Origin of the sequence: Acidovorax sp. SUPP1855 (assembly GCF_030158955.1) — a bacterium.
Taxonomy (GTDB): Bacteria; Pseudomonadota; Gammaproteobacteria; order Burkholderiales; family Burkholderiaceae_C; genus Paracidovorax.
In genome coordinates this window covers 39,811-61,327 of the sequence record NZ_BQXI01000002.1, presented here as the reverse complement: position 1 = coordinate 61,327, position 21,517 = coordinate 39,811, and the positions used below count along the sequence as shown (strand labels likewise).

General features: G+C 69.6%; 21 protein-coding genes. 14 read left to right on the top strand and 7 right to left on the bottom strand.

All coding sequences use genetic code 11. The annotated features are described in order from the left end of the window. Positions 1-83: 83 nt before the first annotated feature. The 4 genes from AVMA1855_RS01945 (at position 84) to pyk (ending at position 4,446) form a co-directional block, all read left to right on the top strand. Entirely contained in the window at positions 84-560 is a 477-nt protein-coding gene (locus AVMA1855_RS01945; RefSeq protein ID WP_284424378.1) for a hypothetical protein, read from the top strand. Next, on the top strand, positions 557-1,048 hold the full coding sequence (locus tag AVMA1855_RS01940) for a hypothetical protein (protein WP_284424377.1): 492 nt from the start codon (positions 557-559) through the stop codon (positions 1,046-1,048). Before AVMA1855_RS01945 ends, AVMA1855_RS01940 begins: the two co-directional genes overlap by 4 nt. Next, a complete protein-coding gene (locus tag AVMA1855_RS01935; RefSeq protein WP_284424376.1) occupies positions 1,038-2,804 on the top strand; it encodes a hypothetical protein in 1,767 nt (588 codons plus the stop codon). Before AVMA1855_RS01940 ends, AVMA1855_RS01935 begins: the two co-directional genes overlap by 11 nt. A gap of 205 nt (positions 2,805-3,009) precedes the next feature. Continuing rightward, positions 3,010-4,446: a pyruvate kinase gene (pyk, locus tag AVMA1855_RS01930; protein WP_284401746.1), complete on the top strand. Its 1,437-nt coding sequence runs from the start codon at positions 3,010-3,012 to the stop codon at positions 4,444-4,446. Here pyk and AVMA1855_RS01925 read toward each other — a convergent pair. Both AVMA1855_RS01925 and AVMA1855_RS01920 read right to left on the bottom strand, forming a co-directional pair. Continuing rightward, the gene (locus tag AVMA1855_RS01925; RefSeq protein WP_284424375.1) at positions 4,379-4,966 is read right to left on the bottom strand and encodes a phosphatase PAP2 family protein; all 588 of its coding nucleotides are present in this window, start codon (positions 4,964-4,966) and stop codon (positions 4,379-4,381) included. The genes pyk and AVMA1855_RS01925 overlap by 68 nt on opposite strands. Then, positions 4,953-5,714, bottom strand: coding sequence for a phosphatase PAP2 family protein (locus AVMA1855_RS01920; protein WP_502870247.1), 762 nt, complete (start codon positions 5,712-5,714; stop codon positions 4,953-4,955). The genes AVMA1855_RS01925 and AVMA1855_RS01920 overlap by 14 nt, the downstream gene beginning before the upstream one ends. 96 nt (positions 5,715-5,810) lie before the next feature. Here AVMA1855_RS01920 and AVMA1855_RS01915 point away from each other — a divergent pair, with 96 nt between their 5' ends. The 9 genes from AVMA1855_RS01915 to AVMA1855_RS01875 all read left to right on the top strand — a co-directional run bounded on the left by AVMA1855_RS01915 (position 5,811) and on the right by AVMA1855_RS01875 (position 15,713). Further along, positions 5,811-6,512, top strand: coding sequence for a response regulator (locus AVMA1855_RS01915; RefSeq protein WP_284424374.1), 702 nt, complete (start codon positions 5,811-5,813; stop codon positions 6,510-6,512). 104 nt (positions 6,513-6,616) lie between these two features. Further along, the gene (locus tag AVMA1855_RS01910) at positions 6,617-7,945 is read left to right on the top strand and encodes a histidine kinase dimerization/phospho-acceptor domain-containing protein (RefSeq protein WP_284424565.1); all 1,329 of its coding nucleotides are present in this window, start codon (positions 6,617-6,619) and stop codon (positions 7,943-7,945) included. 93 nt (positions 7,946-8,038) lie between these two features. Then, positions 8,039-9,103 (top strand): class II fructose-bisphosphate aldolase, encoded by a 1,065-nt coding sequence (gene fba, locus AVMA1855_RS01905; protein WP_092742855.1) that lies wholly within the window; start codon positions 8,039-8,041, stop codon positions 9,101-9,103. A gap of 169 nt (positions 9,104-9,272) precedes the next feature. Then, complete coding sequence (locus AVMA1855_RS01900; protein ID WP_284424373.1) at positions 9,273-10,388, top strand: Re/Si-specific NAD(P)(+) transhydrogenase subunit alpha; 1,116 nt, start codon at positions 9,273-9,275, stop codon at positions 10,386-10,388. Between the two features lie 16 nt (positions 10,389-10,404). Next, the gene (locus tag AVMA1855_RS01895; RefSeq protein ID WP_284424372.1) at positions 10,405-11,151 is read left to right on the top strand and encodes a hypothetical protein; all 747 of its coding nucleotides are present in this window, start codon (positions 10,405-10,407) and stop codon (positions 11,149-11,151) included. A gap of 78 nt (positions 11,152-11,229) precedes the next feature. Then, positions 11,230-11,574: an NAD(P) transhydrogenase subunit alpha part 2 gene (locus AVMA1855_RS01890; RefSeq protein ID WP_284424371.1), complete on the top strand. Its 345-nt coding sequence runs from the start codon at positions 11,230-11,232 to the stop codon at positions 11,572-11,574. Continuing rightward, the gene (locus AVMA1855_RS01885; RefSeq protein ID WP_284424370.1) at positions 11,571-13,061 is read left to right on the top strand and encodes an NAD(P)(+) transhydrogenase (Re/Si-specific) subunit beta; all 1,491 of its coding nucleotides are present in this window, start codon (positions 11,571-11,573) and stop codon (positions 13,059-13,061) included. The genes AVMA1855_RS01890 and AVMA1855_RS01885 overlap by 4 nt, the downstream gene beginning before the upstream one ends. 143 nt (positions 13,062-13,204) lie before the next feature. Then, a complete protein-coding gene (locus AVMA1855_RS01880; RefSeq protein WP_284424369.1) occupies positions 13,205-14,884 on the top strand; it encodes a long-chain-fatty-acid--CoA ligase in 1,680 nt (559 codons plus the stop codon). 67 nt (positions 14,885-14,951) lie between these two features. Beyond that, positions 14,952-15,713 carry a 5'-methylthioadenosine/adenosylhomocysteine nucleosidase gene (locus AVMA1855_RS01875; protein ID WP_284424368.1) on the top strand — a complete coding sequence of 254 codons (762 nt, stop codon included), beginning with the start codon at positions 14,952-14,954 and terminating at the stop codon, positions 15,711-15,713. Positions 15,714-16,201: 488 nt separating this feature from the next. On the opposite strand, the gene corA is transcribed toward AVMA1855_RS01875, so the two are convergent. From corA to AVMA1855_RS01850, 5 genes are all read right to left on the bottom strand, one after another. Further along, positions 16,202-17,188, bottom strand: a complete 987-nt coding sequence (corA, locus tag AVMA1855_RS01870) for a magnesium/cobalt transporter CorA (protein WP_092742874.1) — start codon at positions 17,186-17,188, stop codon at positions 16,202-16,204. Positions 17,189-17,420: 232 nt separating this feature from the next. After that, entirely contained in the window at positions 17,421-18,218 is a 798-nt protein-coding gene (locus tag AVMA1855_RS01865) for a uracil-DNA glycosylase family protein (protein WP_284424367.1), read from the bottom strand. Next, positions 18,215-18,685, bottom strand: coding sequence for a ribosomal protein S18-alanine N-acetyltransferase (gene rimI, locus AVMA1855_RS01860; protein WP_284424366.1), 471 nt, complete (start codon positions 18,683-18,685; stop codon positions 18,215-18,217). The genes AVMA1855_RS01865 and rimI overlap by 4 nt, the downstream gene beginning before the upstream one ends. Next, positions 18,682-19,410 carry a tRNA (adenosine(37)-N6)-threonylcarbamoyltransferase complex dimerization subunit type 1 TsaB gene (gene tsaB / locus AVMA1855_RS01855; RefSeq protein WP_284424365.1) on the bottom strand — a complete coding sequence of 243 codons (729 nt, stop codon included), beginning with the start codon at positions 19,408-19,410 and terminating at the stop codon, positions 18,682-18,684. Before tsaB ends, rimI begins: the two co-directional genes overlap by 4 nt. Before the next feature lie 151 nt (positions 19,411-19,561). Beyond that, a complete protein-coding gene (locus AVMA1855_RS01850) occupies positions 19,562-19,852 on the bottom strand; it encodes a hypothetical protein (protein ID WP_284407332.1) in 291 nt (96 codons plus the stop codon). A gap of 193 nt (positions 19,853-20,045) precedes the next feature. On the opposite strand from AVMA1855_RS01850, the gene dacB reads away from it, so the two are divergent. Then, positions 20,046-21,506: a D-alanyl-D-alanine carboxypeptidase/D-alanyl-D-alanine endopeptidase gene (dacB, locus tag AVMA1855_RS01845; RefSeq protein ID WP_284424364.1), complete on the top strand. Its 1,461-nt coding sequence runs from the start codon at positions 20,046-20,048 to the stop codon at positions 21,504-21,506. The last annotated feature ends 11 nt before the right edge of the window (positions 21,507-21,517 follow it).

Sequence of the window (21,517 nt, the reverse complement as noted above, 5' to 3'; positions counted from 1 at the left end):
AGACGACTGCCGGCTGGTGTAAAGGGCACCAAATCCGCATGTCGCGCGGAAATATATAAGCGATAACGGTTGAAAGAACGACGATGAAAAACGCAAAACCGAAGCCACCCGTGCGTGGCCCCGCACTGTCATCCCGGCGCAAGGCCTGTGCCAGGGACGCAGCCCTGCAACTGGGGGCCGACGAGGCCACTGCCCGGATTTTTGGAGAAACGGGCGAAGCGAAAGTGGGGCCGTTCACGCTGCGCGTGGCACCCCTGAGCCATCGGGACAATGGCCCATGGGCCGCCATTGCCACGATGGCCCGGCCCGAGCATGTTCCGGCGCAAACCTGGACCGACGCGCTGCTGGTCGCCAACGGGCAGTCGATGCTCAGCTCCGACTGGGGCTATGGCATGGAAGACAACGGCGATGCCGTGCTGGTGCGCCGCCTGGAGACGCAGCAGGAAAACGAGCAGCTTCTTGCCGCGCAGCTTGGCGGTTTGCTGGCCATGTGCCAAGCCACCCGGGAGGGGGTGCTGGCACTGGGCGCAGCCTCGCCGCGCAAAGGAGGTGTGCAATGAGCGCCGTTCTCGCACCCCGCCCGCAGCCACCCGCCCCTGTGCAGGAGTTCGAAGCGTCATCCCGCGTTCTGGCGCTGGTCAGGGACACGGCCTTGTTCCTGGGCGCATCGCAGGAGCAGGCAAAGGATGCCTCGCGCACCGGAACCATCGCCCTGGAAAGCCGCACCATTGCCTTGGTGCCCGACGTGGACGAGGAGGCGCTGATCATGACAGCGCCCTTGCTCGCAGACTGCCTGGACGATCCGGCCCGGCGCGTGGCCGCGCTGCAGGCATCCACGCAGCTGATGCTCAGCCTTGGAGCCGTTTTTGCCCGCGGTTTCGCGGGGCCGCAACTGCTGTGCCGGTGTCCACTGGGCAACGCCTCGGCGGAGGTCGTCGCTCGGCACATTCTGCAACTGGCTGCGCTGGCCAATGCCGTGCAGGCGGGCGTTCCCTGCGCGGCACCCGAAGCCTCCGGCGGCCACAAGGAGCGTACCCATGCTCAATAAAACGAACGCGTCCGGTTCGACCACACCGATCCGCCCCACACTTTCCCCTGAACCTCAGATGCCCCAGGCCCGCTCCTCGGGCGCCAGCATTTCCGGACGCCTTCAGCACGAGTCGCTGACCGGCCGGCGAGGCCTGTCCCATGCGCATCCGCAGACGATGCCGCCGCGCCAGGCGCTTAAAGAAGGGGATTCGTTCTCCCTGCTGTCCAGTCCTACGCGTTCCGAATCCTTCCATACCCCCCTATCCGGAGGCAGCCGTCGCTGGATTAGCAGCGAACCCGTTACTCCGAACGCCGGTGGTTTCGGTGAGGGAACGGCGATGACCGAGGTTTCAAACGCCAATGCGTCGTTCTCGGCCATGGGCCAGTTGCCGGCGCTGGAAGAGCTCGTTGATATCCCGCTGGACCGGTTCCTGCGCGCCAGTCGCCGGGTCGATATGCCAGAGCTGCAGGAACACGAGGAGCCGGCGGTGCCTGAGCCGCAGAGCTGGAACGCGATGCTGCGGCAATTGGGCATCGGCGCGATGGAAACCGGAGGGGCGGCCTTGCACCGGCTCGGGGAGGCGGCCACTGCGGCCCGCACCGCGGTCTCGGAGTCCACCACCGTGCAGGCCGTGGGTTCGATGCTGCCCAGCCAGCGCATCATGGGCGCGGTACTGGGCCATGGCATCCACCAGGCGGCTTCGGTCTTCGTGCCCACCTTTCTGCGCGAGATGATGGGGGAGTCCATGAAGGTCGCGTTTCGCGCCACACCGCCCAACATGGTCCTGGGCATGCAGGTGGGCGTGGGGCTGCTCAACATCGGCATGGCCGTGATGCGGGAACGGCGCGAGGCACGCGATCCGGACACGGCCGCGCGGGGTTTTCATGCGATGACCGCGGAGCAATGGGCCGAATGTTCGGACCATCAGCGCGCGTCAATGCGCCAGACGCAGCAGCTCATGTCGCGCATCGTGACGCTGGAGCAGATCGGTGCGTCCATGGCCTCAATCGGGCTGTCGCTGCATGGCACGCTCACCGGCAACGTGGGCATGGCCACCGATGTGCTTGCAGGGGACATCAAGACCGTTGCGTATTCCTTCGCACGCGACTTCATTCAGGCGTCCTTCAGCATGGTCGGCACGCAGGAGGAAACGTCCGGCGGCGTGAGCGGCAGCCACCTCAACTCGGCCAGCCTGTTCTATGGACTGGCCAACGTCGTGGGCAACAACGCGTGGTCCCAGCTTCCGATTCTGGGAGGGGATACTGCTGCCGCCCGCGCCGTGCTGCTGGATGGGGCCAGCAGCAGTGGCGCCCGAAGCGATGCGTGGGGCGACATTGCAGGGGTGTCCGCCATCAAGGCCGCCATCAACTGGGCGGTGGAGACCGCGGACTGGATATCCGTCACCCAGCAGGAGGCGCTGCAGTCCGGTACGGTGCAGCAATGGAATCCTCGCGTCACGGGAACGGACTATGGCCGTTTGCTGGACCAGACGCCTGCGCGCATCACCGCCATCTCGGCGGGGAATGCCGTCTTCAACATCCTCGGGAATGTGAACCGCGGGGGGACGCTAAGTCAGCAGGACTTGTTGAGCAATTCCCTCGCCGGCATGTTGGCGGGGTTGGGGTACGCGGCCATCGGAGGAAGCTGGCAGGCAGAGGGCGCGGTGCGTGCGGTCCGCCGGGAGGCCGAAGCCGAGGCCCTTGCCGCTGGCGGCGCGCCCCAGCAGGGACTGCGCCGGCGCCGCCCCCACCCAGAAGGCGACGCACAAGCCTGAGGCTTCGATGCCCGGGTGGGTGGTCCGCTCGGGCATCGTGGGCGGACCCCCAGGTCCGTGCCGCAGCGGGGTGCCCGCTGCAGTCCCTGCCAGCGCAGACCTGCTTTGGCCATGGCGCGCAGTCGGGGTCTGCCTGAAGGTGATGTAACCTCTTTTCATGCAAAATTGAAACCCGATTACATCCATGCAGAGAGACCGAACCGCCATGCAGATCCGCCGCGCCACCAAGATCGTTGCCACCCTCGGGCCCGCTTCCAGCGACCCGCAACTGCTGGAGCAGATGATCCGTGCCGGGGTCAATGTGGTGCGGCTGAACTTCAGCCACGGCAAGGCGCAGGACCACATCGATCGCGCCATCGCCGTGCGCGAGGCCGCACAGCGCGCGGGCCGCGAGGTGGCCATCATGGCCGACCTGCAGGGCCCCAAGATCCGCGTGGGCAAGTTCGCCGAAGGCCGCGTGCAGCTGCAGCAGGGCCAGTCCTTCATCCTCGACGCGTCGCGCACCATTCCGGGCGACGACAACGGCGTGGGCCTCGATTACAAGGAACTGCCGCGCGATGTGAAGGCCGGCGACGTGCTGCTGCTCAACGACGGCCTGATCGTGCTGGTGGTGAACGCCGTGCGCGGTGAGGAAGTGCACACCACCGTCAAGATCGGTGGCGAGCTGTCCAACAACAAGGGCATCAACAAGCAGGGAGGCGGCCTCACCGCACCGGCCCTCACCGCCAAGGACATGGAAGACATCCGCACCGCGATGAGCTTCCAGGCCGACTACGTGGCCGTGAGTTTCCCCAAGAACGCCACCGACATGGAAATGGCGCGCCAGCTGTGCAATGTGGCTGCAGCCGAGTACCGGCACAAGCCGGGCCTGATCGCCAAGATCGAGCGGGCCGAGGCCGTGCCGCGCCTGGAGGAGATCCTGCGCGTGTCCGACGGCATCATGGTGGCGCGGGGCGACCTGGCCGTGGAGGTGGGCAACGCGGCCGTTCCGGCGCTGCAAAAGAAGATGATCCGCATGGCGCGCGACATGGACAAGGTCGTCATCACCGCCACGCAGATGATGGAAAGCATGATCACCAATCCCGTGCCCACGCGCGCCGAGGTGAGCGACGTGGCCAACGCCGTGCTGGACGGCACCGACGCCGTGATGCTGAGCGCCGAGACCGCTGCGGGCAAATACCCGCTGGAGACGGTCGAGGAGATGGCCAAGATCTGCGCCGCCGCCGAGGCGGCGGAAGACCCCGAGCGCGATTCCGACTTCACCGGCCAGACCCTGGGCCGCATCGACCAGTCCATCGCCATGGGCGCGCTCTTCACGGCCCACCACCTGGGGGCCAAGGCCATTGTGGCCATGACGGAGAGCGGCTCCACCGCGCTGTGGATGAGCCGCCACCGCATCCACATTCCCATCTACGCGCTCACCCCCAAGGTGGCCACGCAGCGCAAGATGGCCATGTACCGCAACGTGCGCCCGCTGCTCATGGACACCAGCGCCGACCGCGACACCGCGCTGGAACAGGCCGAAGGCCACCTCAAGAGCCGCAACATCGTGCAGCAGGGCGACCTGTACGCGATCACGTGCGGCGAGCCGATGGGCGCGCCGGGCGGAACCAATATGCTGAAGATCTGCCGCGCCAGCTGAGCGCGTGCCGCAGCAGGGCCCTGGCGAACAGGGCGCTCGCGCAGCCGGTCAGTGCGCCCGCCAGCACGTCCGCGGGAAAGTGCACGCCCAGGCAGACACGGCTCCACGCCACGGCCGCCGCCAGTCCGAAGGCCAGCCATTGCCAGGGCGCGTGGCGCCGGTGCAGCCCCAGGGCCAACCCCTGGGCCAGCGCGAACGCGCCGGTGGCATGCATGCTGGGAAAGCCCGCGCGGACGCCGTGCTCGATCCACTGCACGCCGAGGCCCAGCTGCCCCGGGCGGGGCATGGGAAACCATGCGCGGATGCCGTGCGCGGCGCACCAGGCGACTACTACGGCCACCAGGCTCAGCATGAGGGCCTGGCGCAGCCGGGGGCTGCCAAAGGCCAGGCCCGCGGCCACCAGCAGCCCTGCAAGGATGGGGAACCCCTGCGACAGCCAGCGCGCGGCGGTCACGATGCCGGCCGGGGTCGCTGCCGTGGCGTTCACGGCCGTGAACAGCGCCAGTTCAATGGACAGCATGGGCGTCGGCTTCGGCGGTCAGGTGGCTGTCCAGTTCCGGGAAATGCCGGCGCATCCACTGTCCCCCGAGGTCGCACAGCCAGCCCGTCATCCAGCAGAACCAGCCGGTCCACAGCGTGTGGCTGGTGAAGTGGGCGCCGCGTGCCTGCTGCGCCAGTCCGAGGATGACACCGGCGGCCAGGGCGCCGGCCAGCCACCAGCGCGCGGCGCGTGGCGCCTTGTGGCGCAGGGCGAAATAGCCACCGAGGAACGCGAAGCCGGCCGAGGCATGCCCTGCGGGAAAGCAGTGGCCGCCGCCGCCGTCCATCACGCCCAGGGCCCAATGCGAGGCGTAGCGCGCCACGCCACCGAACTCCGACAGATCCCAGGGGCAACTGGTGGTGCTGCCCTGCTTGAGCAGCGCAATCACCCCCAGCGACAGCAGGGCGCTGATCGCCATCTGCACCCGCTCGCCATGGTCCAGCCGGCGCAGCACGCCCACCGGCCACCACACGCCGACAGCGAGCACCAGCACCAGCACCCAGCCCAGCCGCCGCGCGCCTTCGTGCAGGACGTGCACGAAAAGCCAATGGTCGCGCAAGGGAAAGCCATGGGCCGAGCCGAACAGGCGGGCCAGATCGAGGTCCAGGCCCGAGGTGTCCCAGGCCATGAGTGCGACCAGAATGGCCAGCGCCCAGGCCAGCGGTTGAAGCGGAGGGGCGGAGCGGGGCGCGGCAGTTGCGGCGCCGGGGGAGGCGGAAATCGGCATGGGGGCGGACGATAGGCAGCCGCTCTTAACGCCGTCTTAACGGGTCCGGACGGCTGGGGTCATGGAACGCCGCGCATCGCGGTGACAATCGCCCCCATGCGAATCCTCGTGGTCGAAGACGATGCAGGCATTGCCGACGGCCTGCGCACCAACCTGCACCAGCGCGGCTATGCGGTGGACGTGTGTTCCAGCGTGGCGGCCGCCTGGAGCGCCCTGCGCATGGAGCGGTTCGATGCCGTGCTGCTGGACCTGGGCCTGCCCGATGGCGATGGCGCCCAGCTGCTGCGCCGGTTGCGCCACAGCCCGCCCGGTGCCCCGGGCGCGCCCGCGCTGCCCGATCCGGCCCTGCCGGTGCTGATCCTCACCGCCCGGGACCAGGTCCACCAGCGCATCGCGGGCCTGGATGAAGGGGCCGACGACTACCTGGCCAAGCCGTTCGACGTGGACGAGCTGGAAGCGCGCCTGCGCGCCCTGCTGCGCCGGGCTGCGGGCCGGGCATCGCCCACCATCCGCCATGGCGATCTGGAGGTGGACCCCGCCGCGCGCACGGTACGCCGCGCCGGACAGCAGGTGGACATGTCCCCACGCGAGTTTTCGGTGCTGCTGGTGCTGCTGGAGTCGCGCGGCCGGGTGCTGTCGCGCCAGCAGATCGAGGAAAGCCTCTACAGCTGGCAGAGCGCGGTGGAGAGCAATGCGGTGGAAGTGCACATCCACCATCTGCGCCGCAAGCTCGGCAGCGGGCGCATCCAGACCATGCGCGGCGTGGGCTACTTCATGCCGCTGGAGGACACGCCATGAGCCGCGTCCTTCCGACCGACCCACCGATCCCCGAGCCCGCCGACATCGCCGCGGCGCCCGTGCCACCTGTGCCACCTGTGCCACCTGTGCGCAGGGGCTCGCTCATGCGGCGCCTGCTGCTGTGGACGTTGGGCGCGCTGGTGGTCGTGTGGGGCACCTTCGTCGGGCTGGGCTACCAGACCGGGGTGCACGAGGCCGACGAACTGACCGACGGGCACCTGGCCAGCGTCGCCGCGCTGCTGCTCAATTTGCGCGCCTCCGACGGGGTCGAGCCGTCACTGGCCACGCGACGCGCCCCCACGCCCTGGCTCAAGGCGCATGACTACCAGCAATCGCTGAGCGTGGTGTTGTGGGGAGCGAACGGCCAGTTGCTGTCGCGCACGGGCAGCGCGCCGCTGCCGGCGTTCGACCTGCCGGACGGCTTCGCCGACCTGGAGCTGGGCGAGCCGCCGGTGTCCTGGCGCGGGTTCTCGCAGTGGGATGCGGCCCACGAACGCAAGATCATGGTGCTGCTCAACCTGGACGAGCGCGACGACCTGGCCGACGACATCGCCGGCCAGATCATCGAGCCCGGGCTGTGGCTGCTGCCGGTGGTGGCGCTGGCGCTGGGCCTGGCGGTGCGGCGCGGGCTGCGGCCGCTGTACTCGCTGTCGGACGCCGTGGCCCGGCTGGACGTGGTGCGGGCCGAGCGGCTGGACGCCGGCAACGCCCCGCGCGAACTCGACCCGATGGTCGTGTCCATCAACACCCTGCTGGACCGCCAGCAGGCGGCGCTGGCGCGCGAGCGGCGGCTGGCCAACGAGGTGGCGCACGAGCTGCGCACGCCGCTGTCGTCCATCGTGCTGCAGGCGCGGGCGCTGGACGGGGGGCTGTCGGCGCAGGAGCAGGCCCAGGCGCTGGCCCGGATCGGGCAGGATGCGCTGCGCGCCGGGCACGTGCTCAACCAGCTGCTCGCCCTGGCACGCGCCAGCCGCACCCAGCTGCACGAGGCGGCCGCGCCCGTCGATCTGGCCGAACTGGCGCGCGGCGTGAGCGCCGACTACGCCCAGGCGGCCTGGGCGCGCGAGGACAGCATCGCCGTCGCGGCGCCCGGCGCCTTGGTCTGGCACGGCAACGCGGTGCTGCTGGAGATCGCCCTGCGCAACCTGCTGGAGAACGCCCTCAAGCACACGCCGCACGGCACCCGCATCGAGGTGCAGCTGGGGCAGGCCGAGCACGGCGGCCCCTGGCTGCAGGTGGTGGACGACGGCGCCCGGCACCATGCCCAGGGCGCTGCGCCCGCACCGGTGGACAGCCTGCACCTGGGACACGAGATTGTCGCGCGCGTGGCGGAGGCGCACGGCGCGCGCTTCGGCCCGGGCGCCGTGCCGCCGCCATTCACCACCTGCTACCGTCTGGAATTCATGAATTCCCCGGCGGGGCCGACCGGATAAAATCGCCGGTTACGAAGCGGTTACCACCGCGGCCGACGGCCCTTCAGGGCCTGCGTGCCTTCCCCACTGCCCACCATTGAACGGACCCATCCCATGCCTCTCGTCTCGATGCGCGAACTGCTCGACCATGCCGCCGAAAACCGCTACGGCATTCCCGCCTTCAACGTGAACAACCTGGAACAGGTCCAGGCCGTCATGGCCGCCGCCGACGAGACGGGCGCCCCGGTCATCCTGCAGGCCAGCGCCGGCGCCCGCAAGTACGCCGGCGAAGCCTTCATCAAGCACCTGATCCAGGCCGCCGTCGAGGCCTACCCCCACATTCCCCTGGTCATGCACCAGGACCACGGCCAAAACCCCGCCGTGTGCCAGGGCGCGATCGACCTGGGCTTTTCGTCCGTGATGATGGACGGCTCGCTCGAGGCCGACGGCAAGACCATCGCCAGCTACGAATACAACGTGGACGTGACGCGCAAGGTCGTGGACATGGCGCACAAGGTCGGCGTCACGGTCGAGGGCGAACTGGGCTGCCTGGGCTCGCTGGAGACCATGAAAGGCGACAAGGAAGACGGCCACGGCACCGACGCCACCATGACGCGCGAGCAACTGCTGACCGACCCCGAGCAGGCCGCCGACTTCGTCAAGCGCACGCAGCTCGACGCGCTGGCCATCGCCATCGGCACCAGCCACGGCGCCTACAAGTTCACGCGCAAGCCCACGGGCGACATCCTGGCCATCGACCGCATCCAGGAAATCCACCGCCGCATCCCCAACACCCACCTGGTCATGCATGGCAGCTCCAGCGTGCCGCAGGAGTTGCTGGAGATCATTCGCCAGTACGGCGGCAACATGAAGGAAACCTATGGCGTGCCCGTCGAGGAAATCCAGAAGGCCATCCAGATCGGCGTGCGCAAGATCAACATCGACACCGACATCCGCCTGGCCATGACGGGCGCCGTGCGCAAGTTTCTGGCCGAGAACCCCGAAAAGTTCGACGCCCGCGAATGGCTCAAGCCCGCGCGCGAGGCCGCCAAGGCCATCTGCAAGCAGCGCTACATCGAGTTCGGCTGCGAAGGCCAGGCACCCAAGATCAAGGGCCACAGCCTGCAGGTCGTGGCCGGCCAGTACGCCGCGGGCGCGCTGGCCCAGGTGGTGAACTGACCCCCTGCGCCGCGCGGGGGCGCTGGCGCCCCCGCACGCCAAGGCCCGGCGCATTCGCGTGCGCCGGGCCTTCGTCATGGGGGCGTGCCGATGCCGCGGAGCGCATCGGGTAAGCTCGGGCCCAGTGAGCGGAGATCGCCGAGCACACGCCAGCCGGGAGACAGACAACATGCAGATAGGTGTACCAGCCGAGTCCATGGTTGGAGAAACCCGGGTCGCCGCGACCCCGGAGACGGTCAAGAAGCTCAAGGCCCAGGGCCATGCGGTGCGCATCCAGGCGGGTGCCGGCGTGGCCGCCAGCGTGCCGGATGCCGCCTATGCCGCGGCCGGCGCCGAGATCGTGGACGCCGCCAGCGCCTGGGGCGCCGACCTCGTGCTCAAGGTCCGCTGCCCCACCGAATCCGAAACGCCCCTGCTGCGCCCCGGCGCCACGCTGGTCGGCATGCTCAACCCCTTCGATGCGGCCGGCCTGCAGCGGCTGGCGCAGGCGGGCGTCACCGCCTATGCGCTGGAGGCCGCGCCCCGCACCACGCGCGCCCAGAGCATGGACGTGCTGTCTTCCCAGGCCAACATCGCCGGCTACAAGGCCGTGATGATCGCGGCCGACCGTTACCAGCGCTTCTTCCCCATGCTCATGACCGCCGCCGGCACGGTGAAGGCCGCGCGCGTGGTGGTGCTGGGCGTGGGCGTGGCCGGCCTGCAGGCCATCGCCACGGCCAAGCGGCTGGGCGCGGTGATCGAAGCCTCCGACTTGCGGCCCTCGGTCAAGGACCAGGTCGAATCGCTGGGCGCGAAGTTCATCGACGTGCCCTTCGAAACCGACGAAGAGAAAGAGGCCGCCCAGGGCTCCGGCGGCTATGCGCGCGCCATGCCGGCCAGCTGGCTGGAACGCCAGAAGGTGGAGGTGGCCAAGCGCGTGGCCCAGGCCGACGTGGTCATCACCACCGCCCTCATTCCCGGCCGGCCCGCACCGGTGCTGGTGACCGAGGCGATGGTGCAGTCCATGAAGCCGGGCTCGGTGATCGTCGACATCGCCGCTCCCCAGGGCGGCAACTGCCCGCTGACCGAAGCCGGCCAGACCGTGGTGCGCCATGGCGTGACGCTGGTCGGCGAAACCAACCTGCCCGCGCTGGTGGCGGCCGATGCCTCGGCACTCTACGCGCGCAACGTGCTCGATTTCCTCAAGCTCATCATCCACCCCGAAGGGGCCCTGCACGTGGACCGGCAAGACGACATCGTCGCCGCCTGCCTCGTGGCCCATGAAGGCGCGGTCACCCGCGCATGACAAGACAAGCATTCCTGTGAAGACCCGGCTTTCATCCCTGCTCCCCCTGTCCCCCCGCCTTGGCGGCCCGCTGCTCGCCATCGCCTCGCTGCTCACCCTGGCCGCCTGCGCGCCCGTGCAGCCCGCGCTGCCGCACGTGGGCCGTGCGCAGCTGGAACTGCCGCCGGGCGACTGGGAGGTGCTCGGCCGCCGCGACGAGGTGATCGACGTGCTGCCCGACGACACCTCCGCCGACCTGCCCACGCAGATGACCGCCATGGGCCTGCGCGGTCCGGGCAAGGACCGGCCGCTGCTGGCCGTGCTGCTGGTGCAGACCAACAGCACCAACTACCCGCGCGACACCACGCTGTGGACGGCCCCGTGCCCCCAGCAGCAGGGCGTGTTCGTCGAGGACAAGGCCCAGGGCAGCCCCGCGCGCATCGACTGCCTGCGCTACAAGCGCCGCGCCGATACCGAGGACTACCTGGCCAAGAACCGCCCCGCCGTGGCGCAGTGGCTGTCCATGAACCAGGCGGCGCCCGCCAAGCCGTACTCGCACGTGTTCTTCCGCTATGCCACCAACGGCGGCGCCATCGTCACCATCGATGCACTGGTCGATCAGCGCCTGCTGCGCCCGCCCACGCGCGACAACGAGGCCTTCCTGCGCGCCGGCCGCCCCGCGCTGGAGTGGGGCGACAAGATGGCGCAGGCCGCGCGGTTGAGCACCGCGATGATGGACGGCCGGCTGATCGTGCCGCCGTTCCCGGTCGCCCCGCCGCAGTAGCCATTCCGTCGTTCCGCCGTTCCGCCAGTCGTCCGTTCCTTCGCCCCGTTCGCCCCTTCACCTTCAAGGAGTGCTGCCATGGATGCCGTTTCTCCCACGCTGATCAACCTGATCATCTTCGTGCTGGCCATCTATGTCGGCTACCACGTGGTGTGGACCGTGACCCCGGCGCTGCACACGCCGCTGATGGCGGTGACGAATGCGATCTCGGCCATCGTGATCGTCGGCGCCATGCTGGCCGCGGCCCTCACCGAGACCACCCTGGGCAAGACCATGGGCGTGCTCGCAGTGGCGCTGGCCGCGGTGAACGTGTTCGGGGGCTTCCTCGTCACGCGGCGCATGCTGGAGATGTTCCGCAAGAAGGAGCGCAAGCCCGCGGCCTCCGCTGCCGCCGGCGCCGCTTCCGACAAGGCCGCGCCATGAGAATGAACCTCGTCACACTGCTGTACCTGGTGGCCAGCGTCTGCTTCATCCAGGCGCTCAAGGGGCTCTCGCATCCCACCACCTCGATCCGGGGCAACCTGTTCGGCATGGCCGGCATGGCGATCGCCGTGCTCACCACCGCCGCGTTGATCTGGAGCGTCACGCGCGGCGCGCCCATGGGCCTGGCCTGGGTGCTGCTCGGGTTGCTCGTCGGGGGCGCTGCCGGCACGGTGATGGCCCAGCGGGTGGAGATGACCAAGATGCCCGAACTGGTCGCCTTCATGCACAGCATGATCGGCCTGGCGGCCGTGTTCATCGCCGTTGCCGCGGTGGCCGAGCCCTGGGCCTTCGGCATCGTGCCGCCCCCCGTTCCGGCCCTGGCCAGCGCCGCCACACCCCAGGGCACCGTGCTGGTGGAAGGCTTCGCGCGGCTGCCGATCCCGTTCGGCAACCGGCTGGAGCTGTTCCTGGGCGCGGCCATCGGCGCCATCACCTTCAGCGGCTCGGTGATCGCCTTCGGCAAGCTGTCGGGCAAATACAAGTTCCGCTGGTTCCAGGGCGCGCCGGTGCAGTTCAAGGGCCAGCACCTGCTCAACCTCGTGCTGGGCCTGGCGACCATCGGGCTCGGGCTGGTCTACATGGCCACCGAGAGCTGGACCGCCTTCTTCGCCATGCTGGCGCTGGCGTTCGTGATGGGCGTGCTCATCATCATTCCCATCGGCGGCGCGGACATGCCGGTGGTAGTCTCGATGCTCAACAGCTACTCGGGCTGGGCGGCGGCGGGCATCGGCTTCAGCCTGAACAACAGCATGCTCATCATCGCCGGATCGCTGGTGGGCAGCTCGGGCGCCATCCTGTCCTACATCATGTGCAAGGCGATGAACCGCTCGTTCTTCAACGTGATCCTGGGTGGGTTCGGCGGCGATGCGGCGGCGGCTTCGGCCGGCGGCGCGCAGGCGCAGCGCAGCGTCAAGAGCGGCAGCGCCGACGACGCCGCCTTCGTGCTGGGCAACGCCGAGACCGTGGTGATCGTGCCCGGCTACGGCCTGGCCGTGGCGCGCGCCCAGCATGCGGTCAAGGAGCTGGCCGCCAAGCTGGCCGAGAAGGGCATCACCGTCAAATACGCCATCCACCCGGTGGCCGGGCGCATGCCCGGCCACATGAACGTGCTGCTCGCCGAGGCTGAGGTGCCCTACGACCAGGTGTTCGAGATGGAAGACATCAACGGCGAATTCGGACAGGTGGACGTGGCGATCATCCTCGGCGCCAACGACGTGGTGAACCCCGCCGCGCACACCAAGGGCAGCCCCATCTACGGCATGCCCATCCTGGAGGCCTACAAGGCCAAGACCGTGATCGTGAACAAGCGCTCCATGGCGGCGGGCTATGCCGGCCTGGACAACGAACTGTTCTACATGGACAAGACCATGATGGTCTTCGGCGACGCCAAGAAGGTCGTGGAGGACATCGGCAAGGCCATCGAATAGGCCCGCGCGCCCTCCGGCGCCGCCCGCTGGCGGCCGCTGCGGCAGGGGCAGCACGGTTTAGGGAAACTACAGGCCCCTGGCGCCTTCGCCCGCGACGACAATGCGGGCTCCTTTTTGTAACAGCAGGTTTGGAGACACACAGCATGAATGACCGCCCGTGGCTTGCCGCCTACCCACCCGGGGTGCCGGCCGACATCGACCCGGCGCAGTACCCCTCGCTCATCGCCCTGATGGAAGAGGGCTTCGGCAAATACGCCGACCGCGTGGCCTACAGCTACATGGGCAAGGATGTGAGCTTCGGCGAGACGGACGTGCAAAGCCGCCACATTGCGGCCTATCTCCAGGGCCTGGGGCTGGCCAAGGGCGACCGCGTCGCGGTGATGATGCCCAACGTGCCGCAGTACCCCGTGGCCGTGGCCGCCATCCTGCGCGCGGGCTTCGTGGTGGTGAACGTGAACCCGCTGTACACCCCGCGCGAGCTGGAGCACCAGCTCAAGGACTCGGGCGCCAAGGCCATCGTCATCATCGAGAACTTCGCCGCCACGCTGCAGGCGTGCATCGGCGCCACGCAGGTCAAGCACGTCGTGCTGTGCGCCATGGGCGACCGACTGGGCTTCCCCAAGGGTTTGATCGTCAATTACGTGGTGCGCAGCGTGAAGAAGCTCGTGCCGCCGTTCAACCTGCCCGGCGCGGTGCGCTTCAACGACGCGCTGTCGCAGGGCGCGCGCGGCACGCTCAAGGTTCCCGACCTGCGCCCCGACGACGTGGCCCTGCTGCAGTACACGGGCGGCACCACGGGCGTGAGCAAGGGCGCCGTGCTCCTGCACCGCAACATCATCGCCAACGTGCTGCAGGCCGAAGCCTGGAACCTGCCCGTGATGCAGACCGTGCCGGCCAACGAGCAGCCCACCACCGTGTGCGCGCTGCCGCTCTATCACATCTTCGCCTTCACGGTGAACATGATGATGAGCATGCGCACGGGCGCCAAGAACATCCTGCTGCCCAACCCCCGCGACCTGGCGGCGGTGCTCAAGGAGCTTTCGCGGCACACCTTCCACAGCTTCCCGGCCGTGAACACACTGTTCAACGGTCTGGCCCACCACCCCGATTTCAACACCGTGAACTGGAAGAACCTCAAGGTGTCGGTGGGCGGCGGCATGGCCGTGCAGGGCGCGGTGGCCAAGCTCTGGCTGGAAAAGACCGGTTGCCCCATCTGCGAAGGCTACGGCCTGTCGGAGACCAGCCCCACGGTCGCCTGCAATCCGGCCACGGAAAAGGCGTTCACCGGCACCATCGGCGTGCCGATCTCCAGCACCTACATGAAGCTCATCGACGACGATGGCCGCGACGTGACCGAGCCGGGCGCGCGCGGCGAGATCGCCATCAAGGGCCCGCAGGTCATGGCCGGCTACTGGCAGCGGCCCGACGAGACCGCCAAGGTCATGACGGACGACGGCTACTTCAAGTCCGGCGACATCGGCGTGATCGATGAGCGCGGCTACTTCAAGATCGTGGACCGCAAGAAGGACATGGTGCTGGTGAGCGGCTTCAACGTCTACCCGAACGAGGTCGAGGACGTGGTGGCCACGCTGCCCGGCGTGCTCGAATGCGCGGTGGTGGGCGTGCCCGACGAGAAGACGGGCGAAGCCGTCAAGCTGGTCATCGTCAAGCGCGGCACCGACCTCACCGAGGCGCAGGTGCGCGAGTTCTGCAAGGCCAACCTCACCGGCTACAAGCAGCCCCGCGTGATCGAGTTCCGCGAATCGCTGCCCAAGACCCCGGTGGGCAAGATCCTGCGCCGCGAGCTGCGCGACAAGCGCTAGTGCGGCCCGTCCCGTCCTGGCCCCGGGCCACCCCGGCGCGGGCACAACCGCTGGGGGCGTTGCGGCCGTGACGACCGCCATCCTCAGCGCCCTGGCCGAAGAGCAGCAGGGCCTCATCGACGCGCTCTCCCGGGGGCGCCGCACCCTGCATGCCGGCCGCACGTTCTGGAGCGGCAGCCTGCACGGGTGCGAGGTCGTGCTGGCGCTCTCGGGCATCGGCAAGGTCGCGGCAGCCACCACCGCCACCGCGCTGATCGAGCGCTTCGGCGCGGCACGCGTGGTGTTCACCGGTGTGGCCGGCGGCCTGGGCGCGGACGTGCAGGTGGGCGACGTCGTCGTGGCGCACGACTTCCTGCAGCACGACATGGACGCCTCGCCCCTGTTTCCCCGCTGGGAGCTGCCCGGCTACGGCCGCACCCGGCTGCCGTGCGATGACGCGCTGGCTGGCCGGCTGGCCGATGCCGCCGGCGAATGCCTGGCCGGCGGCGCGGCCGCGCTGCTGGACGGCGCCGGACTGCCCCCGCCCCTGCGCGCGCCGCGCGTGCACCGGGGCCTGATCGCAAGCGGCGACCGCTTCGTGTCGACCGTGCAGGAATCGCAGGCGCTGCGCGACGCGTTCACCGCCGCCGGCCATGCGGTGCTGGCGGTGGAGATGGAGGGCGCCGCCGTGGCCCAGGTCTGCAGCGACTACGGCGTGCCCTTCGCCGCCGTGCGCACGGTCTCCGACCGCGCGGACGACGCCGCGCACGTGGACTTCCCCCGCTTCGTGCAGGCCGTGGCCAGCCAGTATGCCGATGGCATCATCGGGCGGTTTCTCAGGATGCTATAAAAATAATAGCTACATGCCCTAGTGACCATTGTGCTGGAGGGTCGTTTGGCTCTCAATGGGCACTTGGAGCAGGGCGCGTGCTTGAGGGCCCGCAGACGCCGCGCGGCGTGCTCCTGGCATTCGATTGCTACGAAATAAATAGCAGAATGCCATAGTACTGATTGCGCTGGGGGTCGATTCGACGCTAGACCGCCGCTTCTCGGCAGCGCGCCTGCCTTCAAGCCAGCAGACGCCGTGGAACCGGCTCCGCCGGGCCACTGGCGTCGTCCCCCTGGGGGGAAGCCGCGCAGCGGCTCAGGGCTCTTGATGCACTATGAAATTCATAGCTAAACGCCCTAGGGTTGGTTGCGCTGGGGGTCGATTCGACGCTAGACCGACGCTTCTCAGCAGCGAGCGTGCCTTCAAGCCAGCAGACGCCGTGGAACCGGCTCCGCCGGGCCACTGGCGTCGTCCCCCTGGGGGGAAGCCGCGCAGCGGCTCAGGGGGGGTCACTTCAACCAGCCGCGCTTTCGGAAGTACCACATGGGGCCCAGGGCGCTGGCCACCATCAGCGCCAGCGCGTAGGGATAGCCCAGCGACCAGTCCAGCTCGGGCATGAACTTGAAGTTCATTCCGTAGACGCTGGCGATCAGCGTCGGCGGCAGCAGGGCGACGCTGGCCACCGAGAAGATCTTGATGATCTTGTTCTGGTTGATGTTGATGAAGCCGACCGTGGCGTCCATCAGGAAGTTGATCTTGTCGAACAGGAACGCCGTGTGGTTATCGAGCGATTCGATGTCGCGCAGGATCTGGCGCGCCTCCTCGAACTGCTCGGCGTTGAGCATCTTGCTGCGCATCATGAAGCTCACGGCGCGGCGCGTGTCCATCACGTTGCGGCGGATGCGGCCGTTCAGGTCCTCCTGGCGCGCGATGGCGGCCAGCACCTCGCCGGCGCGGGCATCGGTCACGTCGCCGGCCAACACCTGCACGCTGACCTTCTTCAGGTCGTCGTAGATGCCTTCGAGGGTATCGGCGGAGTATTCGGCGTCGGCGTCGAAGAGCTTGAGCAGCACCTCCTTCGCATCCTCGATCAGGCCCGGCGCACGGCGCGCGCGCATGCGCAGCAGGCGGAAGACGGGCACGTCTTCGTCGTGGATGGAAAAGAGCACGCCCTTGCTCTTGAGCGTGTCGTTGACGAGGTTCAGGATGAAGGCCACGCGCACCGAGCGCGGGTCGTCTTCGTCGTCGATGAGAAAGTCGCTGCGGATGTGCAGCTCGCCGTTGTCTTCTTCATAGAAGCGGGCGGATTCCTCGATGTCCTCGTCCATGGCGTCTTCGGGGATGAAGAGGCCGTAGTGCTGCTTGACCCAGCGTTTTTCTTCGAGGGTGGGCGACTCCAGGTCGACCCAGATGGGCTGGAACTGCGCCAGCTCTTCCAGGGATTCGATTTCTTCCTGGACGAGCCGGCCGTTGGCGAGCGTGAAAATGTTGAGCATGTGGGCTCACTCCCGGTGTGTGGTGGGCTTTTTCTGCGAGGGATGGGGCGGCTTTCAACCCTCGGCAGGCCGGGAGCTGAAAGCTACCAACTGGGGTAGGTTTCCACGGAGGAATCTCCAAAAATGCAAGCCGCGGATTATGGCATTGCGCTGCGTCAATCCCATGACACCCGCCGAGGGCCGGCGGGGCCTGGCAGCCCGTGCGCGCAGTAGCGGTAGGGCTTTTTTTCCGTCAGCCCGCCTCGGGCGCGGGGGTGCCCGCCGCCCGCACCGTGGCGAGGGCGCGGCACAGGTCGGCCCAGGCGGCGGCCTTGGCCTCGGGGGCGCGCAGCAGGTAGGCCGGGTCGTAGGTGACGATGGCCGGCGTGCCGCCGGGCAGGGCGTGCAGGCCGGCGCGCAGCCGGCCCAGGGGTTCGCGGCTCTCCAGCACGGCGCGGGCCGCACCCAGGCCGAGCACCAGCACCATCGCCGGGCGCAGGGTGGCCAGCGCCTCCTGCAGGGCGTGCGCGATGCCGGCATCGCCGGGGCCCGCCGCGCCGGTGCGCTGCACGGCGGCGAAGAACACGCGGGGATGGCGGTGCAGGCGCATGGCGCGCAGCATGTTGTCCAGCAGCTTGCCGGCGTCGCCGGTCAGCGGGGCGTCGGGCGTGGCGCTTTCGGCCAGCACCAGCCAGCCCGAGCCGAGGTCCACCGGCGTGGCCGACGGGTCGGCCTGCGGGTACAGCGGCAGCGGCGCCTGCAGGGCCGCGGCGGTGCCCGCGGCCTCGTCTCGCGCCGGTGGCACCGCCGCGGGCGCAGGCATGGGCACCGGGGCCGGGCGGGCCATGGCGGGAGTCGGGGCCTGCGGTGCTGGCGCCAATCGGGGCGCGGCCGGCACGGCGGAGGAGGGGGGGGCATCCGTGGATTCGGCCGCCGGAGTCTTGGCCACGGCCGGCTCCTGCACCGCCACGGAGGCCGCAGCCGGCGCCCACACGGTGATGCCCATCTCGGCCAGCATGGCGCGCTGGCGTGCGTCCAGGTCCAGGCTCATAGTGGCAGGCTCATCACGACGGCATCCTCGCGTTCGCCGCCGTGGGCGGGGTAGTAGCGCTTGCGTTCGCCCACGAAGCGAAAGCCCCGGGCTTCGTAGATCGACCGTGCCCGCGCATTGCTCACGCGCACTTCCAGCCACAGCCATTGCGCGTTGCAGCCGCGCGCCCACAGGGCCAGCGCATCCAGCAGCAGCCGGGCCCAGCCCTGGCGCTGGTGGGCGGGTGCCACGGTCAGGTTGAGCAGGTGCACTTCGTCCACGCCTTTCATGGCCACGAAGTAGCCGATCAGTTCATCGCCGGCCATCAGCAGCTGGGTTTCGTAGCCGGCCGCCATGGCATCGATGAAGTTGCCGCGCGTCCAGGGGTGCGTGTAGGCGACCTGTTCGATCGCCAGCAGCGCATCCAGCCGCGCGAGCGTGAGCGGCTCGAACCGGGCTTCTTCGGGGGTGTGGGGAACGGCGCTCATGGGGCACTCAGAATGGGAGGCAGGGCGGCTGCGGCCGCCTGCCTGGCCGCCAAGCGCTCCGCCGTGGTTTGCGCCACTTTATCGCGCACATACAGCGGCAGGGCTTCGCTGGCCGGTTGCGCGCCCCCCGCAGCGATGCGCGCGGGGGCCAGGTGCAGCAGGGCCAGAGCGGTCGGCAGGGCGAACACGTGGGGGGCGTCGGGTGCGAGCCGCTCGCCATAGGCCGCGCGGGCATTGCCGGCCACGGTGTAGCCGGGCGGCACTGCCACGGACTGCGGCGCGCACAGGCCGAAATCGTCGCCTCCGCGCCATGTGCCGTCGGCCTGGAATTCGAAGGGCGCGGTGTAGACCTCGTCCATGCGGGCGTCGAGCACCGCCACCACGCGCGTGCAGCCGTGGGCATGGCGGGCCGCCTCGGCCACGGCCAGCAGGGTGTCGATCGGCAGCACCGGCACGCCCGCACCGCCGCGCGCACCGAACGCCAGTCCCTGCGCCACCGAGCACGCCGTGCGCAGGCCGGTGAACGAACCCGGGCCGCGCCCGAAGACCACGGCATCCAGGGTGTCGAACGACAGGCCGGCCTCGGCCAGCAGCGCCCGGATCGCCGGCAGCAGCGTGGCAGATGCCTGCGCGCCGCCGGGCCCGCTGTGCTCCCAGGTCGCATCGGCGCGCTGTACGGCGATGGACAGGGTGTCGGTACTGGTATCGAAGGCGAGCAGGTTCATGGGGTGAGGGTGGGTGGCCCGCCCGAAGCGCCGGGTCTGCGAAACCGCAGCCGTGCGCCGCACCCGGTGCTGGGGAGCCAGTGCGCATTATCGGCGCCCCGGCCGGCGGCTGCCTTCCCGCCGCGCGCAACCCCAGCGCGCGGTGATGGCGTCAGGCGGCCGCGGCTTCCAGCGCCGCCGGCTGGGCGAGGGCATCGCCCTCGCCGGCCAGCAGGCCCAGGGGGGCGTCGGGGGCGGGCTTGTCGCACGGCTGGGCGGCCACGCGGGTGGCGATGTCGCGCGCCGCGGGCGAAAAATACAGCCAGAGGTTGTCGCTGGCGAGGTCGTAGCTGGAGAAAAGGGCGCGTCCCGATCCGGGAGGCGTCATCAGGAACTTCGCCATGAAGATCTGCTGGATCTGGCGCGCGGGCTCGAACGCGTCCTGGTCATTGCCGAGAGCCAATTTGTACCAAGTGCTCACAGTTGCCTTTCTCCCCGGAGGCCGGGACTTCAAGATTGGAGGCCATCCTAGGGTGAACCCGAAGGCCGCCGGACCTCCCCGCGAGCGCATCGATCTGTAGGACGAAGGCCGATCCTCGGCCGCTGGCAGCGCGCCAGGGCAATGGCGCCAGCGTGCATCGCTAGACTCGTCCGCCATGTTGCAAGTCTTTTCATGGCGCCGGCGTCTGGCCGTGCGCGCGGCCACGCTCGTGGCATTCGCGGGGGCGGCGCTGCCGGCCCTGGCCCAGTCTCCCGCCACGCCCGAGGCCGCCGCCCTGCCGCCCGCGGTCGAGGCCGCCCTGCAGCGCGCCAAGCTGCCGCGCGAGGCCCTGTCGGTGCTGGTGGTGGATGCGGAGGGCCGGCAGGCGCCCCGGCTCGCCTACCGCGCGCAGGTGCCGGTCAATCCCGCCTCGGTCATGAAGCTGGTCACCACCTATGCCGCGCTGGACCAACTGGGGCCGGCCTTCACCTGGGACACGCCGGTGTACCTGGACGCCCGCCCCCGGTCGGGCAGCCTGCAGGGCAACGTGTACATCAAGGGGCAGGGCGACCCCAAGCTCGTGGTGGAGCGCCTGTGGCTGCTGATGCGGCGCCTGCAGGCGCAGGGCATCCAGGTGATCGTCGGCGACATCGTGCTGGACCGCAGCGCCTTCGACGTGCCCGAGCACGATGCCGCGCGCTTCGACGGCGAGCCCCTGCGCCCCTACAACGCCGCGCCGGACGCGCTGCTGGTCAACTACAAGTCGATCGCCATGACCTTCGTGCCCGATGGCCCGGCCGGGCTGGCGCGCGTGCAGTACGAACCGCCGCTGGCCGGCGTGCAGTGGCCCGCCACCGTGCCGCTCGCGGCGGCGGGCGCGGAGTGCGGCGACTGGCGCACGGCCCTCAAGGCCGAGCTGGCCGACCCCGTCCGCATCGCCTTCCAGGGCGTGTACCCGGCGGCCTGCGGCGAGCGCACCTGGGCGGTGGCGCCGGCCGATCCCGCCGGCTACGCGGCGCGCGCCATCGAAGGCATGTGGCGCGACCTGGGCGGCAAGCTCACCGGCAGCGTGCGCGACGGGCGGGTGCCCGCCGGCCTGGCCCCGGCCTTCAGCACGTCCTCGCCCGCGCTGGCCGAGGTGGTGCGCGACATCAACAAGTACAGCAACAACGTGATGACGCAGCAGGTGTTCCTCACGCTGGCGCTGCAAAAGAACGGCCGCGGCACCTTCGACGGTGCGCGCGCCGTGGTCGGGCAGTGGTGGCGCCAGCGCTTTCCCGGCACGGAGGCGCCCGTGCTGGACAACGGCGCGGGCCTGAGCCGCGAGGCGCGCATCAGCGCCCAGGCCCTGGCGCGCATGCTGCAGGCGGCATGGCTCTCGCCTGTCATGCCCGAGCTGGTGTCGTCGCTGCCGATCACCGGCGTGGACGGCACCCTGCGCCGGGCCCAGGGACGCTCGGTGGGCGCGGCCCACCTCAAGACCGGCAGCCTGCGCGACGTCTCGGCCATGGCCGGCTACGTGCACGCCGCCAGCGGCCGCCGCTACGTGATGGTGGCCATCGCCAACCACCCGAACGCGGCCGCGGCGCGCCCGGCCATCGAGGCCCTGGTCGATTGGGTGGCCCATGACCGCTGAAGCGCCCCGGA